General features: G+C 57.3%; 20 protein-coding genes. 7 read left to right on the top strand and 13 right to left on the bottom strand.

What is annotated here, in order from left to right; translation table 11 throughout:
- Positions 1-96 precede the first annotated feature (96 nt).
- Positions 97-1,761, bottom strand: a complete 1,665-nt coding sequence (locus tag ACR0DG_RS06910) for a tetratricopeptide repeat-containing sulfotransferase family protein (protein ID WP_480695634.1) — start codon at positions 1,759-1,761, stop codon at positions 97-99.
- Between the two features lie 191 nt (positions 1,762-1,952).
- On the opposite strand from ACR0DG_RS06910, the gene map reads away from it, so the two are divergent.
- Entirely contained in the window at positions 1,953-2,765 is an 813-nt protein-coding gene (gene map / locus ACR0DG_RS06915; RefSeq protein ID WP_480695636.1) for a type I methionyl aminopeptidase, read from the top strand.
- Here the strand turns inward: map and ACR0DG_RS06920 are convergent.
- The 4 genes from ACR0DG_RS06920 to ACR0DG_RS06935 are packed head-to-tail and all read right to left on the bottom strand — an operon-like array spanning position 2,753 to position 5,355.
- Positions 2,753-2,932, bottom strand: coding sequence for a hypothetical protein (locus ACR0DG_RS06920; RefSeq protein WP_480695638.1), 180 nt, complete (start codon positions 2,930-2,932; stop codon positions 2,753-2,755). The two genes, map and ACR0DG_RS06920, sit on opposite strands and share 13 nt — an antisense overlap.
- 26 nt (positions 2,933-2,958) lie before the next feature.
- Positions 2,959-3,594 carry an HAD family hydrolase gene (locus tag ACR0DG_RS06925; protein ID WP_480695640.1) on the bottom strand — a complete coding sequence of 212 codons (636 nt, stop codon included), beginning with the start codon at positions 3,592-3,594 and terminating at the stop codon, positions 2,959-2,961.
- A complete protein-coding gene (gene rsmD / locus ACR0DG_RS06930; RefSeq protein ID WP_480695642.1) occupies positions 3,587-4,147 on the bottom strand; it encodes a 16S rRNA (guanine(966)-N(2))-methyltransferase RsmD in 561 nt (186 codons plus the stop codon). Before rsmD ends, ACR0DG_RS06925 begins: the two co-directional genes overlap by 8 nt.
- Entirely contained in the window at positions 4,144-5,355 is a 1,212-nt protein-coding gene (locus ACR0DG_RS06935) for an NAD(P)/FAD-dependent oxidoreductase (protein WP_480695868.1), read from the bottom strand. Before ACR0DG_RS06935 ends, rsmD begins: the two co-directional genes overlap by 4 nt.
- 99 nt (positions 5,356-5,454) lie before the next feature.
- On the opposite strand from ACR0DG_RS06935, the gene ACR0DG_RS06940 reads away from it, so the two are divergent.
- The 4 genes from ACR0DG_RS06940 (at position 5,455) to ACR0DG_RS06955 (ending at position 6,991) form a co-directional block, all read left to right on the top strand.
- Positions 5,455-5,940: a redoxin family protein gene (locus ACR0DG_RS06940; protein WP_480695644.1), complete on the top strand. Its 486-nt coding sequence runs from the start codon at positions 5,455-5,457 to the stop codon at positions 5,938-5,940.
- Between the two features lie 102 nt (positions 5,941-6,042).
- Positions 6,043-6,288 (top strand): glycine zipper 2TM domain-containing protein, encoded by a 246-nt coding sequence (locus tag ACR0DG_RS06945; protein WP_480695645.1) that lies wholly within the window; start codon positions 6,043-6,045, stop codon positions 6,286-6,288.
- A gap of 11 nt (positions 6,289-6,299) precedes the next feature.
- On the top strand, positions 6,300-6,644 hold the full coding sequence (locus ACR0DG_RS06950) for an EF-hand domain-containing protein (protein WP_480695647.1): 345 nt from the start codon (positions 6,300-6,302) through the stop codon (positions 6,642-6,644).
- Positions 6,645-6,679: 35 nt separating this feature from the next.
- Positions 6,680-6,991, top strand: coding sequence for a hypothetical protein (locus ACR0DG_RS06955; RefSeq protein ID WP_480695649.1), 312 nt, complete (start codon positions 6,680-6,682; stop codon positions 6,989-6,991).
- On the opposite strand, the gene ACR0DG_RS06960 is transcribed toward ACR0DG_RS06955, so the two are convergent.
- The 4 genes from ACR0DG_RS06960 to ACR0DG_RS06975 are packed head-to-tail and all read right to left on the bottom strand — an operon-like array spanning position 6,988 to position 9,730.
- Positions 6,988-7,281, bottom strand: a complete 294-nt coding sequence (locus ACR0DG_RS06960; RefSeq protein ID WP_480695651.1) for a 4a-hydroxytetrahydrobiopterin dehydratase — start codon at positions 7,279-7,281, stop codon at positions 6,988-6,990. The two genes, ACR0DG_RS06955 and ACR0DG_RS06960, sit on opposite strands and share 4 nt — an antisense overlap.
- Positions 7,278-8,465 (bottom strand): GNAT family N-acetyltransferase, encoded by a 1,188-nt coding sequence (locus ACR0DG_RS06965; RefSeq protein WP_480695653.1) that lies wholly within the window; start codon positions 8,463-8,465, stop codon positions 7,278-7,280. The genes ACR0DG_RS06960 and ACR0DG_RS06965 overlap by 4 nt, the downstream gene beginning before the upstream one ends.
- 45 nt (positions 8,466-8,510) lie before the next feature.
- Positions 8,511-9,278: a glycerophosphodiester phosphodiesterase family protein gene (locus ACR0DG_RS06970; RefSeq protein ID WP_480695655.1), complete on the bottom strand. Its 768-nt coding sequence runs from the start codon at positions 9,276-9,278 to the stop codon at positions 8,511-8,513.
- Entirely contained in the window at positions 9,275-9,730 is a 456-nt protein-coding gene (locus ACR0DG_RS06975) for a RidA family protein (RefSeq protein WP_480695657.1), read from the bottom strand. Before ACR0DG_RS06975 ends, ACR0DG_RS06970 begins: the two co-directional genes overlap by 4 nt.
- A 295-nt stretch (positions 9,731-10,025) precedes the next feature.
- Here ACR0DG_RS06975 and ACR0DG_RS06980 point away from each other — a divergent pair, with 295 nt between their 5' ends.
- Complete coding sequence (locus ACR0DG_RS06980; RefSeq protein WP_480695659.1) at positions 10,026-10,841, top strand: MlaA family lipoprotein; 816 nt, start codon at positions 10,026-10,028, stop codon at positions 10,839-10,841.
- Positions 10,831-11,439: an MlaC/ttg2D family ABC transporter substrate-binding protein gene (locus tag ACR0DG_RS06985; protein WP_480695661.1), complete on the top strand. Its 609-nt coding sequence runs from the start codon at positions 10,831-10,833 to the stop codon at positions 11,437-11,439. Before ACR0DG_RS06980 ends, ACR0DG_RS06985 begins: the two co-directional genes overlap by 11 nt.
- Before the next feature lie 72 nt (positions 11,440-11,511).
- On the opposite strand, the gene ACR0DG_RS06990 is transcribed toward ACR0DG_RS06985, so the two are convergent.
- The 4 genes from ACR0DG_RS06990 to ACR0DG_RS07005 are packed head-to-tail and all read right to left on the bottom strand — an operon-like array spanning position 11,512 to position 15,686.
- Entirely contained in the window at positions 11,512-12,609 is a 1,098-nt protein-coding gene (locus ACR0DG_RS06990) for an ABC transporter ATP-binding protein (RefSeq protein ID WP_480695663.1), read from the bottom strand.
- 3 nt (positions 12,610-12,612) lie between these two features.
- Complete coding sequence (locus tag ACR0DG_RS06995; protein WP_180885230.1) at positions 12,613-13,518, bottom strand: carbohydrate ABC transporter permease; 906 nt, start codon at positions 13,516-13,518, stop codon at positions 12,613-12,615.
- Positions 13,511-14,383: a carbohydrate ABC transporter permease gene (locus ACR0DG_RS07000; protein WP_170684314.1), complete on the bottom strand. Its 873-nt coding sequence runs from the start codon at positions 14,381-14,383 to the stop codon at positions 13,511-13,513. The genes ACR0DG_RS06995 and ACR0DG_RS07000 overlap by 8 nt, the downstream gene beginning before the upstream one ends.
- Before the next feature lie 58 nt (positions 14,384-14,441).
- Entirely contained in the window at positions 14,442-15,686 is a 1,245-nt protein-coding gene (locus tag ACR0DG_RS07005; protein WP_480695665.1) for an ABC transporter substrate-binding protein, read from the bottom strand.
- Between the last annotated feature and the right edge of the window lie 165 nt (positions 15,687-15,851).

Genomic DNA, 15,851 nt, shown 5'->3' on the forward strand with positions numbered 1-15,851 from the left:
CACCAAATTCGCAAGCCCACCCAAGCACGGCAACCGTCGGCATGGATACTAAAACTGAGTCACGATACCCTGACCCAGCAATAAAGCAGCCAGACCTTATGTCTTGGGTTCAAGGTCCGCCCACAGCGTAGTGTCAAGCGACTTGATAAACGGCGCAAGATGGTCTTCGACCGCCTTCCACCGCCCGACCGATGACGTACTGACCGGCTTACGAACCTGTAAAAAGCTGGCCGTTCTCACCGCATCCTGGGTTTTCTGGGGTGTCAGCATGTCCTCTTCAAATTCCAGATCGCACAGTTGCGCCAGTGAACGCGCTGCGTCAGGGAAATTGCCGACCAGCTCTTCATAGACAATATCGTGAATACGACCCGGCAAAACCTGATGCCAATGCTGCATGTATCGTTGATAGCGGTTGGCCTCTGCCGCCATCCATTTGAAGTTATGCGAAAAATACATACCCCGGGCACCAAAGTACTCGCGCCACATCGACAAGGCGATGTCCCTTGGGTCCCGCTGGACATTCAGGATGATCGCATTCGGAAAGGCTTGCGCAATGGCCCCCAGATAGGCGTAGTTTCCGGGCATCTTGTCCACAAAGGCAACCGGTTCACCATCATAGACCGGCAGCTTGTTCGCATAGAATTCCGCAAGATCGCCCATATCCCACTTGTCTACGGTCTCTACCTTGTTCTTTCTGACCCAGTGTTGAACGGTGACAAGCTCTCCAAAGCCGTGAACGCCTGAATGAGAGGACAAAACACGCTCGACCAGCGTTGTGCCAGACCTAGGCAACCCGACCACAAAGATTGGGCGAGGGATTTCTGGGTTTGCGTTCTCCGACTCGGCCGGAAGTGGTGCCGCCAATAATTTACGGGCCTCTTTTGCCTTATCGTTTTCCATTTTTTCTAGGCCGGTCGCCATCAACTCGTGCGCCATAGCCAGATGCTGCATCTCTTGCCTCGCGTCCCTATCACGAAGGGCGAGTTTTGCGGCGGCGAAATGAACCACGGCGTCTTCCTGGCTGTTGCTGGATGGCAGCTTCGCAACGACAGGCCCAACACGTGCCTTCAGATCCGACACATCATCGGCAGTAAGATTGGGAAGGGTTGCCAGGAAACGCAGGGTCTCGGCGTGTGTTGGGGCCAGCTTGAGTGCGGTTCGGGCGTGGTCCAGGGCTTCATCGACACGCCCCAGTCCCGACAAGCCTTTGGCCAGCCGCAACTGGCCGTAAGGAAAACGTGGGTGCTGAACGACCAAGTCCTGCAACACAGCGATCGCGTCGTCCCAACGGTGCATCTCGTCCAGAATATCCGCCTTGAGACAGACAGCCGCCAAATTGCGCGGCTCGTGTTGTGTCACCTGATCAACCGCGCCCAGCGCCTTATCCAAGTGACGTTCCCGCAGCAACGCCATCGCGTGGATATAGTGCTGCGCCGACGTCAACGGCCCTTTGGACGCGATTTTGGCGATAAACCTCGAAGCAGCCTCGGCATCGCCCGCCTGGACAAGACTTAGACCGTAGTTCTGGATCAATTCCTGATTACCGGGGTCCAGCTTCAAAGCCTGTTCGAAATAAGGTTGAGCGAGCTTGGGGTTCTGCTGCTGAACAGCGCACAATCCTGCCAACCTCGGCAACGCAGCCACCTTTGGCCACTTTTTGGCGGCTTTGCTTGCTCGTTTAAGTGCACGCTCTGGCCGTCCCTTCTTGAGCAGGTCTGTAATGCTGGCAATTTCGGCCCGAAGCTGGTCGGCTTTTTGCATTGGCGCACCCTTTTTTGTGGTTTTAGCATGCGGGTAGGACTTGCCTTGTGCTAGTTCATTGTGCCGCCTTGGTCCACCTGCGAAAATGATGTGCACATAGTTTCACCATGATGCGACCGCACGCCCTCTGGAACTTTCTGCACAAGCAGCGTAAATAGAATGCTGCGCGAAACATTTGGAGCCTCGCACCGATGAAAGAACATCGTGGCCGCCTGACCAAGGACGGTATACGCATCTATGAGCAAGGTGACTTTGCCGGAATGCAAGCGGCAGGGGCCTTGGCCGCGCGGATTCTGGATGACATTGCCGAACACGTTTTTCCCGGTCAGACCACCGGTGCAATTGACGGGATCATCACCCGGATGGTCGAAGACGCAGGCGCAACCTCGGCCACTATTGGCTACAAAGGCTACCAGCACGCCAGTTGCATCAGTGTGAACCATGTGGTCTGCCACGGCATTCCCGGCGACAAAAAGCTGAAGGATAGCGATATCCTGAACATCGACGTCACGGTCATCGTGGATGGCTGGTTCGGCGACACGTCACGCATGTATGTAGCGGGCAAGCTGCCACGCAAGGCGGAACGGTTGATTCAGGTCACGCATGACGCCCTGTTCAAAGGGATCGAAATGGTCAAACCCGGCAACACGTTCGGCGATATCGGCCACGCGATTCAAGCCTATGTCGAGGCTCACCGGATGAGTGTCGTCCGGGACTTCTGCGGGCACGGCTTGGGTCGTGTCTTCCATGCGCCGCCAAACGTTCTGCACTATGGCCGCCCGGGTACAGGTGCCGTGCTGGAAGAGGGCATGTTCTTTACCATCGAGCCCATGGTGAACCTCGGCCGACCCGAGACCAAGACGCTGGCAGATGACTGGACCGCGGTAACACGTGACAAATCCCTGTCGGCACAGTTCGAACACTCGGTCGGTGTGACCGCAAATGGGGTTGAGATTTTCACCCTGTCACCAGGTGACAGGTTCCATCCGACCTATTCGTCCTGATCTGTGGCCTGATCTCTCATCAGTTTCAGCAACAGCGTCTCAGAACCCCATGGCGTGATCGCGTCATGGATGAAAACCGGCGCGCGCGTTGGCTTGCGCTCGGGTCCGGTGGCAGCTTCGGTGTCTTTTGAAAATGCCCACAGGGGCGGGGTAAGTGCACGGTCCATGAATACGACCATAGCACGATCGGTCGTCAGAGTCCCAAAAGCTCGGGCACTTGTGACATGCGCGTGAAAACTTCGGCCCCTAAGGCGGCCAATTCGTCACCATCGTCATGCGCAGCGTAACCAAGACAGCGCATGTTCGCCCGCAAAGCCGCAGTAATCCCGCTGACACTGTCCTCTATGACGACCGGAGATTTGGCGTTGAAGTGTTGCGCCGCTAAACGGAACATCGTCGGATCGGGTTTACCGACACCAATGTCATGAGCCGAGAACATGACATCCGCGAACCGATCCCACAAACCGTTTTGACCCAGCGTGATTTTCATTTTGTCCACCCGCCCGTTGGATGCGACGCAGAACGGTATGGCCTTCTCATCCAAGCGGTCCAGCACTTCGGCCACGCCCTCAACCAATGAAACACCTTGGCGCAAACGAGCATAGGTTTCGGCGTAGACCTCTTCGATCCAATTCGCCGGCAATACCGCTCCCATATCTTGCGCCACGTCTTGTGCCTTTGTCATGGTGGTGCCCACGAATAGCGACATGCACTCTTCTACGGTTAGCGGCAGACCATAACGCGACAGGCTGTCGACCAGGACTTGATTGGATATCGGCTCGCTGTCGACCAGAACGCCGTCACAATCAAAAATCACCAGGTCATGCATGCGCATCATCCTTCCAAATCAGCGTGATATGCGTGTCGCCGTACTTGCGGCTGTCATGCACGCTGAAACCTTCGGGCGCTTGCATCGGTGCGCTTTCTTCCCAGACAATCAGCGCACCATCCGACAACCAGCGTTGCGTCAAGTTGGCGAGCGCCTTTTGCCCAAGAGATTTGCCATATGGCGGATCGAGGAAAACCAAATCGTAAGGGTCGTCGGAGTTCGCTGCCAAACGAGTGGCATCGCGACGGATCAGATCCGTATTGTCGCGGCTTTGGGTCAGTTCGATATTCTTGCGGATCAATCCCTGCGCCACGCGACCATCGTCAACAAAGGTCACATGGGCCGCGCCGCGTGAAAGAGCCTCAAGACCCAGGGCTCCGGTGCCTGCAAACAGATCCAAAACACGCAGTCCGTCAAAGTCGATCTGATGGTTCAGTACGTTGAACAGACTCTCGCGCACCCGGTCTGTCGTGGGGCGCAAATGCGCCCCTGCGTCACCCTTGCCGACCGAGGCCAAAGAACGGCCCCGGTACTGTCCGGCGATGATCCTCACGCCTTGAGAAGCGGCTTCAGATCCGCGGCGGGGTCGGACACAACGGCAGGGTCCGCAGTTTTGCCCGCGTCGATCAACCGTTTACCAACCATGTAGGCGCGCGGGTCATTCATCGCATCCACCGCAATCAACTGATCACCCTTGTAGTACCAAAAGGACACGGTCGAGCCCTCGCCCTTGCGGGTCACAACGCGATCGTACCCGGTATTCAATCCAGCGATCTGCAGTTTGACGTCATACTGATCCGACCAGAACCACGGTGTCGCCGTGTAATCCTTGGCTGCGCCCAACATGTTCTGGGCGACGATCTCGGCCTGATCAATGGCGTTCGGCACACTTTCCAGTCGAATGCGCCCCCCAGCATGAGGGAACGAGGCGCAGTCGCCTGCCGCCCAGATCGACGCGTCTGAGGTGCGGCCATGTGCATCGGTCTTGATACCGTTTTCAAGCTCAAGTCCAGCCATTTCTGCCAACCCCGTTGCCGGGGCGATACCGACGCCGACGACGACGAAATCTACGTCCAGTTCGGTGCCATCGGTCAGAATTGCACCCGTTACCTTGCCGTCTTCCCCCACAAGACGGTCCAACCCAACCCCTTCGCGGATATCTGCGCCGTATTCGGAATGCAGCGCGCGGAAATAGTCACTGGTCTCAGCCGCAGCGACGCGTTGCAGAATGCGGTTGGCCATCTCGACCAAGGTCACCTTGACCCCGCGCTTGGCGCAGACTGCGGCAGCCTCCAACCCGATATAACCGCCGCCGACGATCAAGGCCCGCGCACCGTCTTTCACGCGCGGCTCCATCTCGTCGATATGGGCCAGATCGCGCACCACATGCACACCCGCCAGATCGCCGCCGATCGCAGCAGGCAGACGGCGCGGATCAGACCCTGTGGTCAGGGCAAGCTCGTCATACGAAATGACCTCATCGCCCAGCGACACAGTCTTGGCCTGCGGGTCAATACCGGTCACGCGTTGCCCAAGCCGCAGGGTGATATTGTTCTCGGCATAAAAGCTCTCGGGTCGCAGGAACAGGCGTTCCAGCTCCATCTCGCCCAGCAGATACGCTTTGGACAACGGTGGGCGCTGATACGGCAAATGCGGCTCAGCGCCGATCAGGGTGATGTCACCGTCAAACCCATCCTTGCGCAGTCGCGCGACAAGCGAAGCACCCGCCTGCCCAGCCCCAATCACGACAATATGGCTCATCATTTCCTCGCTCAGTCGAATTACCGTGGTCACTTCCTCTGGCTCCCCTATATTGCGGCAAAGCCCGACTCTGCAAATCCAAACGACAGGAGCACAAAAATGATTTCAACAGGTGACACGCTGCCCGACGCCACGCTGACCCAGATGGGCGCGGAAGGCCCCGAAGAAGTTCGGATTTCAGATAAGACAAGTGGCCGGAAAGTCGTGATTTTCGCCGTACCGGGTGCGTTTACCCCGACCTGTCATTCAGCCCACGTGCCCAGCTTTGTGCGGACCAAGGATCAGTTCGACGCCAAGGGCGTGGATGAGATCATCTGCATTTCCGTGAACGACCCCTTTGTTATGAGCGCATGGGGTGAGGCCACCGGCGCGACCGAAGCCGGCCTGACCATGATGGCTGATGCGGCGTCGGAATTCACCAAGGCCATCGGTATGGACTTTGATGCACCGCCAGTTGGTCTGATCGCGCGCTCGAAACGCTATGCGATGCTTGTCGAAGACGGCAAGGTTGTCGCCTTGAACCTCGAAGAAAGCCCCGGCGCTTGCGAAATCTCGGCCGGCGAAGGTTTGCTGGACGTAATCTAAGCCAAAACTTGGCCCCGGCGGTGCCGGGGCCAGTATCCTAATTAACTTGATCCTCTGCCCTGATGCGCAAATACTTGAGATGTATTCGTCAGGGAGTTTTTCATGAACCCAAAGGTTATTTATCTTTCTCTGGGTGCAGCCGGCGCCTTGGCCGCGTGTGGTCCAGCGCCAACGCCTCAACAACAGGCGGCACGTCAGCATGAGATTGCGTGCCTCAGCGGCACAGTAGGCGGTGCATTGCTGGGTGGCGTGATCGGCAACCAGTTCGGAGGCGGCTCGGGTAAAACGATCCTGACAGCAGCAGGTGCTGCGGTTGGCGGGATCGAAGGGCAGAAATTCGCGTGCTGAAAGGGGCGATCATGAGATACATTTTGACGTTGGCCTTCGTTACACTTTCCAGCGGGGCTATTGCTGAAACCGTTGCGGAACTGCATGAGAATGAACTGAAGGCCATAGATGCAAACAATGACGGCTTTCTATCCAAAGATGAGTTCAATGCCTTTTCCGACTACGCGTATCAGGCAATGGACGAAGACAAGAACGGGACATTGGGGTTGGAAGAAGCCAAGCCGTTTCTGGATATCAAGCAGTTTCAGCAGCTTGACCGCAACCAAGACAACCTTATTTCAAAAGATGAATATGATTTGCAGATGAACCAAGATTTCGAGTCCGCCGATCAAGACGGCAACGGTCAGTTGGACTGAATCCGGCCACCTGCCTCAAGAGTCAGGAGTTCGAGATGAACAAATGGATTTCTCTGGGTGTCGTGGCCCTGATTGCAGCCTGTGATGTACCACAAGCCCCAATTGTAACGGGTCCAGATGGCCAGCCGCGCATACAGATCAACACAAGTGGTTTGACCTGCTATGAAACGCGGTGTCTGGATATCGACCCGGCGGCCCGATCCGTACGAATGGTCGGAAACCGGGCCACCCGAATTCCAAGCAATATTAACGTCAGCAACGGAACCGTCACTCCGGCTGAATTCAAGCAACTGGGGCAGGTCGCAAGCCTGGCGGGTGGCTTCGGGTCGGATATGGATCGGCGCTAGGCCAGACTATCCATCTTGCGCGCCAGCTTGGCGTCCAGCGCAGACAATCCCCCAACGTCATGGGTCGACAGGGTGACCTCGACCGTTCGGTATACGTTGAACCATTCGGGATGATGGTTCCACTTTTCGGCAAAGATCGCCACTTGTGTCATCCAACCAAAGGCATGGACGAAATCCTTGAACACAAAACTCTTGGTAATTGCGTCCCGACCCTCGACCATGGTCCAGCCGTTTTCGAACAGCGGGTCCAGCAGGGGGCCGCGGGTCTCGGTCGACAGTAGTTCGGTCATTGCTGTTCCTCCGGGTTCGCTTTCCTGAACGGGCCATAATCCGTCAGGATTTCGATCTCGTCGCCGATCGCCTGTGCTTCGGCCTTCAGATATTTGCGGATCGCATCAGAAAAGCCCGGGTCATTGACCCAATGCAGGCTGTGCGTCCGTGTGGGCAGGTAGCCGCGCGCAAGTTTATGTTCCCCCTGCGCGCCAGCCTCGACCCGCTTGTGGCCTTGGGCGATCGCAAAGTCGATCGCCCTATAATAGCACAGTTCGAAATGCAGGCATGCATGATGCTCGATACAGCCCCAATACCGGCCATAAAGCGTTTCGCGACCGATGAAATTCAGCGCCCCGGCGATCGGGTAGCCATCACGCTCGGCCAGAACAAGTGCCATGTCATCCGCCATGGTTTCATGTGCGATATCAAAGAATTGCCGGGTCAGGTATGGCACACCCCATTTCCGCGAACCCGTATCTTGATAGAACCGCCAGAACGCATCCCAGTGCTCGGGTCTCAGGTCGGCGCCGGTCAGGGTTCGTATTTCTCCGCCGAACTCGCAGGCTTGCTTGCGCTCTTTGCGGATATTCTTGCGTTTGCGAGACGATAATGCAGCAAGGAATCCGTCAAAATCCGCGTATTCATCGTTCAACCAGTGAAACTGTTGCGAGTGGCGCACCATCAGGCCCATTTCCTGACCTGCTTCGGCCTCCTCTTCAGTACAGAAGGTCGCGTGGATCGAGGATACCTGATTGTCTGCAGCCAACTGCACCGCGCCTTGCACCAGAGCCGACAGGCCCACACCCTCATATCCCGGGCGCACCAGAAAACGCCTGCCTGTGGCGGGTGTAAACGGTACAGCGATCTGAAGCTTAGGATAATAATGACCGCCGGCGTTCTCGTAAGCATGCGCCCAGTTGTGGTCAAAGATATATTCGCCCTGACTATGCGATTTGGCATACATCGGCGCAGCACCGATGAGCATTCCGTCAAGATAGGCTGTCAGGTATTGCGGCTGCCATCCCGTGCGCCGCCCTACAGAGCCACTTTCCTCGAGCGCCAGCAAGAAACGATGCGTGGTAAATGGATCCAGTGGGCGTCCGCCATCTGCGGCCTCGGGACAGGCGCAACTATCCCATTCCGCCGCAGAAATCTGCGAGAGCGATCCAAGTACCCGAACCTCGATTTGCGCCTGATCCATGTGCCCTCCGCGTCCTTTTACTATCTGTGACGTACAGGACCGGGTTCAACCCGAATGCGCGGCCAAATACCCTTCAAAGGTCACATTGTCGGCAACCGTGCGGGCCTCTGCCTCTTGTTCAGGCGACCGGATGGTCCAACACAGAATGGGAACACCCTGTGCTTTCAATTCAGCCACGCGGGGGCGGGAAAGATCAGCGGCTTCGTGGCTGATAAAACTGGCACCGACCCGATCATAATCAGGAATGTCGCGCAGATGATCGCAGACATCTTGTGGCAGAAGTTCAACCTTGGGCTTGTAGGCACAGGTCGTGAGGCCGCGTGGCAAGTGCGGCGCAATGCGCGCCAGTTCAGCCACCGAGTTTGGATTGAAGGACATGACCGCCACGGGCCCGTCATACCCATCCAAAGCCTGCACCGTGTCACGTTCGAGCGGCCCGACATCGGGCCCCATGGCACCGTCCTGATCTTTAAGCTCGATCAGCAGGGGCACGCGACCTGCCACCATGGCGACCACTTCTTCCAGTGTTGGAACGCCGTCTTCACCGTGCAACAAGGTCAAATCAGATGCCTGCGCCGCCGTTATCTGGCGGATCGGCCCTGATTGGCCTGTCAGGCGACCCATGTCGTAATCATGAAAGACCACGGCCCTGTCATCGGATGTCAGTTGCAGATCAATCTCGATCCCGTAACCCGCCTCGATCGCTGCACGAATGGCCGCCCGGCTGTTTTCCGGGCGGTTGTCTGACAGGTCGTGAAGCGCGCGATGCGCAATTGGCACGTCCAGAAAGGCCGGTGGCAATGAGGGTGTCATGCGACCTCGAAAATACCTTCGATCTCAACCGCGACGCCCAATGGCAATGACGCAGCACTAACGGCTGATCTTGAGTGACGGCCAGCATCGCCCAGCACCTCGACAAGGAAATCCGACGCACCGTTGATCACCTGCGGTTGGGCTGTGAAACCAGCGGTGGAATTCACGAAGCCCGTCAATTTGATGACGCGCACCAGTTTCTCGATATCCCCGCCACACGCTGCTTTAACCTGTGCCAACAGGTTGATCGCACAGACTTTAGCCGCAGCAGCCCCGGCGTCCACGTCCAAGTCATCGCCCAGTTTTCCGGTGATCAGGTTATCATCCTTGGAAATCTGGCCCGAGACGTAAACAATATTGCCAATACGCACAAAAGGCACGTAATTCGCTGCAGGCGCGGGGGCGTCGGGCAATGTGACGCCAAGGCTTTCCAGTTTCGCTGCGATGCTCATGAGTTGGTCCTCACCTTAATTCGACTCGGTCGGACGCTAACCGGGATCGCACGACTGGGAAAGCGGGAAACCGGCAGTTTTAGGATTGCCTGCGCAGTAAGCATAACTTCACTTATTCTGGACTGTTGAACTTGTGTCACTTTACGTTGACCTTTTGCGCAGGTTACACGCTGGCTGTTTCAATGTATTTATGAAACACATATGTGACATCAGATTGAGCCGAAAACCGGCCCGAAACAGTATTTATTTAACGTTGGGAAGCTTTTGATCCCGACGCGTTGGAGTGGCAAAGACCGTGTTGAGTAAGACCAGCTTTAAGCCCCTGATCGTTCTGTCCCTGTTGGCAATCCTGGGTGCCTGTGCCACGCGGCCCCCAGAAGGAACCCCGCCGGGTGCAACTTTCGACCCCTATGAGAGAAACAACCGCGGGATTCACAAGTTCAATCTTGGCGTAGACCGGTTCCTGTTCCGTCCGGCCTCCAAAGGCTATGTCAAGATCGTGCCAGATCCTGTTGTGACCAGCTTCAGCAATTTCGCGGAAAACCTGACGATGCCGGGACAGGCACTGGACTACCTGCTGCAGGGCAACCTGAAACAATCGGGCAATGCGTTGCTGCGCTTTGCGGTGAATACGACCGTCGGGGGGGCCGGGCTGGCCAAACCTGCGGACGAATTGAACCTGCCGCCGGTTGATACCGATTTCGGTGAAACCCTGCACGTTTGGGGCGTGGGCGAAGGCGCTTATGTCGAATTGCCCTTCTATGGTCCATCGACGCAACGCGACGCGATCGGCGTTGTGGTCAATCTGTTCTCGAACCCGATCAACTTCTCTCCGGTTCGTCCGGTCGACAATATCGGTGTCTATGCCGAAGTGGTCCGCCGCATGGGCGATCGGGGCCGGTTCTCGGACACGGTGGACTCGATCTTGTATGAAAGCGCGGACAGTTACGCGCAGGCGCAGACGATCTATCTGCAAAACCGACGCTTTGAACTGGCACGCGATGACGAAGAGGCCTATCTGGACCTCTATGACGACCCTTACGCCGTAACCGGGACCGACCCTGTCAGGGACCCCTTCCTAGACCCCTACGAGGACCCATATGCCGAATAATCAACTGAACCGACGCGGTTTCATTGCCACTGGCTTTGCCGGGGCGATGCTGACCGCCCTGCCCGCCTTTGCCCAGACCGAAGCCAGTGCCAAGGCGCTGGTGGTCAGTGTCGTGGATGACATCAACCGTGTGATTGCCTCGGGCAAGTCCGAGAATGCGATGATCCGCGATTTCGAGAAGATCTTTACCCAATATGCGGACGTGCCGATCATGGCGCGCTATGTGCTGGGTGCCGATGGCCGATCAGCCAGCCCGGCGCAGCTGCGGCAGTTCACCAGCGCGTTTCAGGGCTATATCTCGAACAAGTACGGCCGCCGCTTCCGTGAATTCATCGGCGGTCAGGTCACCGTTCGAAATGCGCGCAAAATCAAGGCAGGTTACGAGGTGCGCACCTCGGTCAAGCTGCAGGGGTCGTCCCCGTTCGAGGTGACCTTCCTGGTATCTGACAAGTCGGGCAGCGACAAGTTTTTCAACATGTTTATCGAAGGCGTAAACATGCTGCTGACCGAGCGGACAGAAGTCGGCGCGATGCTGGACGCCCGCGGCGGTGATCTGAACCGCCTGATCAAGGACATGAACCAGAACAAGCTGAGCTGATCGCAACACCAAATCGCAAAAACGCCGCGCGATCCAATCGCGCGGCGTTTTTTTGTCGGGGCCTTGCCGGCCTTAGTTCAGTCGTTCGCCAGTTTCTTTGGCAAAATAGGAGACCTTGCTCATGTCAAAGGCCAGATTCAGAACTTTACCGGCCTGCGCACTGGTTTCTGCATGCAGCCGCGCCGTCACCTGTTTGCCCCCCAGTTCCGAAACCACATAGGTATCCGCCCCCGCGGGTTCGACCATATCCACCAGGCATTCGGCCTCTTGCACGCCATCGCCCGCACGGAACCCGGCCTCGGCGATGTCTTCGGGACGCAGGCCCAGGATCACATCCTTGGGCAGTGCGAGATCACGCGCGTCGTTCAGAACCAGCGTCTCGCCACTTTCGCGTGAAATCGCGATCTGCGTGCCCGCTCCGTTCTTATGCGCCTGCGCCGGGATCAGGTTCATCGCCGGTGAGCCCATGAAATCGGCCACGAACAGATTGGCCGGGTTGTTGTAGATCTCGGCCGGGGTGCCGATCTGCTGCACGACCCCGCCTTTCAGCACGACAATCTTGGTCGCCAGGGTCATCGCTTCAATCTGGTCATGGGTCACATAGACGATTGAGGCATCCAGCGTCTGATGCAGCTTCTTGATTTCGGTCCGCATCTCAACCCGCAGCTTGGCGTCGAGGTTGGACAGAGGCTCGTCAAACAGGAACAGCTTGGGATCGCGCACCAGCGCCCGACCCATGGCCACACGCTGACGCTGACCGCCCGACAACTGGCTGGGGCGACGGTTCAGCAGAGGCTCGATCTGCAGCAGTTGGGCGACCTCTTTCAGCTTGGCATCCTGCGTCGCCTGATCCACCCCGCGCACTTTCATGCCAAAGGTGATGTTCTTGGCCACACTCATGGTAGGATACAAAGCGTAGGACTGGAACACCATCGCGATATCGCGGTCCTTGGGGCTGACATGGGTCATGTCATTGCCGCCAATGGACAGGGTGCCGCCGGTGATTTCCTCCAGCCCTGCGATGCAGTTCAGCAGGGTGGATTTACCGCAGCCCGAGGGGCCAACCAGCACCAGAAAATCGCCCGGCTCTATCGAGATGTTGATGTCCTTCAGAATCTCGGTCGCGCCGTAATTCTTGTAGAGTTTGTTGATATCAAGGATCGGGGCCATGATTTATCCCTTCACAGAACCGGCGGTCAGGCCGCGGATGAAATACTTACCGGCAACGACATAGACGAGCAGCGTCGGCAGCCCCGCGATGATCGCGGCGGCCATGTCGACGTTGTATTCTTTGACGCCGGTGGTGGAGTTTACGATGTTATTCAGCGCCACGGTCACTGGCTGCGTGCCCGCCTGGCTGAACGACACGCCGAACAGGAAGTCGTTCCAGATCTGCGTGAACTGCCAGATCACGGTCACAACGATGATCGGCAGCGACAGCGGCAGGAAGATCGACCAGAAAATCCGCAGGAACCCGGCCCCATCGACGCGCGCGGCCTTGGTCAGCTCGGACGGGATGGTGACATAGTAGTTGCGGAAAAACAGAGTGGTGAAGCCCAGCCCGTAGATCACATGGACAAAGATCAGGCCCGGAATGGTCCCCGCGATCCCCATCATGCCCAACAGGCGCGCCATCGGCAGCAAAACCACCTGAAACGGAATAAAGCAGCCAAACAGCATGAGCGAAAAGATGATGTTCGCGCCTTTGAACCGCCATTGCGCCACGACATAGCCGTTCAGCGCGCCCAGCAGGGTCGAGATCGCCACCGCAGGCACCGCGATGAGGACCGAGTTCCAGAAATAGGGGCGCAAACCCTCGCACTGAATACCGGTACAGGCGCCCGACCATGCGGTTTTCCAGGCGTCAAAACTGACCTCGCGCGGCAAGGAAATCAGGCTGCCTGTGCGGATTTCCTCAAGGCTTTTCAGCGATGTGGTCAACATCACGAACAACGGCATCAGGTAGTACAGCGCAAAGAGGCCCAGCAGAACATAGAGTAACCAACGCAGGGCAATCTTGCCAGCGGCACTTTGGCTGCGGGGTTCGGTTTGGGATTGGGGCATCGACAGATCAGTCATTTTTCGCCCTCAGCTCTGAGTAAAGATAGGGAACGACGATGGCAAAGACGACCAGCATCATGATCATCGCGGACGAGGCCGCCTGACCAATATCGCCGCGCGAAAACGCCATGGCGTACATGTATGTGGCAGGCAGATCGGTTGCGTAGCCCGGACCGCCACCTGTCAGCGCGATGACCAGATCAAAGCTTTTGATCGCAAGGTGGGCCAGCACGATGAAGGCCGACAGGAAGATCGGAGCCATCGACGGGATGATGATCGCCGTATAGATACGCCATGTGGGGATACCATCGACTTGGGCGGCCTTGATGATCTCACCGTCCACTGACCGCAGACCAGCGAGGAACAGCGCCATCACGAAGCCTGAGCTTTGCCAGATCGCAGCCATCACGATGGTGTAGATCGCGTAGTCCGGGTTCACCAGCCAGTCGAATTCGAAATTCGTGAAACCCCAGCCCTGCACCATGGATTCGATGCCCAGACCCGGGTTCAAAATCCACTTCCACGCCGTACCGGTCACGATCATCGACAGCGCCATGGGATACAGGTAGATCGTGCGAATGGCCCCTTCGACGCGGATTTTCTGATCCAGCAGGATGGCCAGCAACAGGCCCAGCACCATCGCAATCACGATGAACAACGCGCCAAAGATATAAAGGTTGTTGATCGCCGTATCCCAGCGGGGGGATTCAAACAGGCGTTCGTATTGAATGAAGCCTTTGATTTCGTATTTCGGCAACAGTTTCGATCGGGTCAGCGACACCCAAGCCGTCCATCCGATAAAGCCGTAGACAAAGATCAATACGGCAATGAACGACGGTGCCAGCACCACCTTGGGCAGGTGGTTTTCCAGCCATTCGGACATGATTTCCTCCGGGGAAAGATGCTCTGCCCCGTCAGTATAGGGGGCAGAGCGATTTGGATCAGTAGCTGTTAGCCACTGCCGCCGCCAATTGCTGAACCGCGTCAGCCGACGACATATCCGAGTTGAAATGTGCGGTCACAACATCCGTGATCGCACCAGACTGCGACCCGCGCAACGCCATGCCGTGGGCATAGGACGGCAGCAGAGAACCTGCATCCGAGGTCGAGCCCATATCTTCGGCCGACAGGTTGGCGCAGATGTCAAAGTCATCCAGCGCCACGTCGGTACGCGCAGGGATTGAGCCCTTGTTCAGGTTGAACACTTTCTGGAAGTTCGGCGCAACGATCAGCTTGGCCAGCAGGTCCTGACCGGCTTTCTTGTCGTCGCCGTCCACGTCGAACATGGCAAAGCTGTCGACATTGTAAAGATAGCCATCACCGGGGGTCGAGGCGCACAGGAAATCCTCACCGGGCTTTTTGCCTGCCGCCAGGAATTCACCCTTGGCCCAGTCACCCATGATCTGGAATGCGGCCTCGCCGTTCATGACCATCGCGGTGGCCAGGTTCCAATCACGGCCCGAGAAGTTCTCGTCCACGTAACCACGCATTGTGCGCATCTGATCAAAGACCTGAACCATCGTGTCTGATGTCAAAGCATCCGCGTCCAGATCGACCAGGGCTTTTTGATAGAATTCAGGCCCACCAACACCCAGGACAACCGCCTCGAAGACGGTGGCATCCTGCCAGGCCTGCCCACCATGCGCCAATGGGATCACACCAGCCGCCTGAAGCTTTTCAGCAGCTGCGTTGAATTCTTCCCATGTGGACGGCATCTCGATGCCATTTGCTGCAAGAACGTCGGCGTTTGCCCAGATCCAGTCGACACGGTGTACGTTAACCGGTGCTGCACACCATGTGCCATCGCATTTCATATGACCCGCGATCGAAGCTGGCAGAACATCGGCCCACCCTTCGGCCTCGGCCACCGCGGAAATGTCGGCCAGAACACCTTCTTCATACCACTCCTGAATGGCCGGGCCTTTCAGCTGAACAGCCGTGGGAGCGTTGCCGGACAAAACACGCGCACGCAGCGCGGTCATAGCTGCATCACCACCGCCGCCAGCGACCGGCATGTCAGTCCATGTGCCGCCGTTCGAGGCAAACTCTTCTTGCAGGACGGCTACCGATTTGGCCTCACCGCCCGAGGTCCACCAATGCAGTACCTCGGCCTCTGGACCGGCCAGAGCCGTCGATCCGGCAATGACCGCCAGCGTCGATACGGTGGCAAATGAAAAACGCTTCATAGTGTCTCCTCCCTAGAGAACTCAGTGACTGCCGCAGCAGCGATGACGGTCATACTGGGCCTCAAGTGCCGTCTGGCAACGCGGAATCCGCGGCGATTCACCCAAACCGTCCAATTTTTCACCGCTTTTGTTACAGCGTGTTACGTTGACATTGAATCTGTTTCC

It is taken from the genome of Ruegeria sp. BG8 (assembly GCF_056538325.1).

Bases quoted from the DNA above. Each gene is read 5' to 3' on its own strand.
- ACR0DG_RS06910 (WP_480695634.1), bottom strand. From the start codon at position 1,761: ATGCAAAAAGCCGACCAGCTTCGGGCCGAAATTGCCAGCATTACAGAC.
- map (WP_480695636.1), top strand. From the start codon at position 1,953: ATGAAAGAACATCGTGGCCGCCTGACCAAGGACGGTATACGCATCTAT.
- ACR0DG_RS06920 (WP_480695638.1), bottom strand. From the start codon at position 2,932: ATGGACCGTGCACTTACCCCGCCCCTGTGGGCATTTTCAAAAGACACC.
- ACR0DG_RS06925 (WP_480695640.1), bottom strand. From the start codon at position 3,594: ATGCATGACCTGGTGATTTTTGATTGTGACGGCGTTCTGGTCGACAGC.
- ACR0DG_RS06935 (WP_480695868.1), bottom strand. From the start codon at position 5,355: ATGAGCCATATTGTCGTGATTGGGGCTGGGCAGGCGGGTGCTTCGCTT.
- ACR0DG_RS06940 (WP_480695644.1), top strand. From the start codon at position 5,455: ATGATTTCAACAGGTGACACGCTGCCCGACGCCACGCTGACCCAGATG.
- ACR0DG_RS06945 (WP_480695645.1), top strand. From the start codon at position 6,043: ATGAACCCAAAGGTTATTTATCTTTCTCTGGGTGCAGCCGGCGCCTTG.
- ACR0DG_RS06950 (WP_480695647.1), top strand. From the start codon at position 6,300: ATGAGATACATTTTGACGTTGGCCTTCGTTACACTTTCCAGCGGGGCT.
- ACR0DG_RS06955 (WP_480695649.1), top strand. From the start codon at position 6,680: ATGAACAAATGGATTTCTCTGGGTGTCGTGGCCCTGATTGCAGCCTGT.
- ACR0DG_RS06960 (WP_480695651.1), bottom strand. From the start codon at position 7,281: ATGACCGAACTACTGTCGACCGAGACCCGCGGCCCCCTGCTGGACCCG.
- ACR0DG_RS06965 (WP_480695653.1), bottom strand. From the start codon at position 8,465: ATGGATCAGGCGCAAATCGAGGTTCGGGTACTTGGATCGCTCTCGCAG.
- ACR0DG_RS06970 (WP_480695655.1), bottom strand. From the start codon at position 9,278: ATGACACCCTCATTGCCACCGGCCTTTCTGGACGTGCCAATTGCGCAT.
- ACR0DG_RS06975 (WP_480695657.1), bottom strand. From the start codon at position 9,730: ATGAGCATCGCAGCGAAACTGGAAAGCCTTGGCGTCACATTGCCCGAC.
- ACR0DG_RS06985 (WP_480695661.1), top strand. From the start codon at position 10,831: ATGCCGAATAATCAACTGAACCGACGCGGTTTCATTGCCACTGGCTTT.
- ACR0DG_RS06990 (WP_480695663.1), bottom strand. From the start codon at position 12,609: ATGGCCCCGATCCTTGATATCAACAAACTCTACAAGAATTACGGCGCG.
- ACR0DG_RS06995 (WP_180885230.1), bottom strand. From the start codon at position 13,518: ATGACTGATCTGTCGATGCCCCAATCCCAAACCGAACCCCGCAGCCAA.
- ACR0DG_RS07000 (WP_170684314.1), bottom strand. From the start codon at position 14,383: ATGTCCGAATGGCTGGAAAACCACCTGCCCAAGGTGGTGCTGGCACCG.
- ACR0DG_RS07005 (WP_480695665.1), bottom strand. From the start codon at position 15,686: ATGAAGCGTTTTTCATTTGCCACCGTATCGACGCTGGCGGTCATTGCC.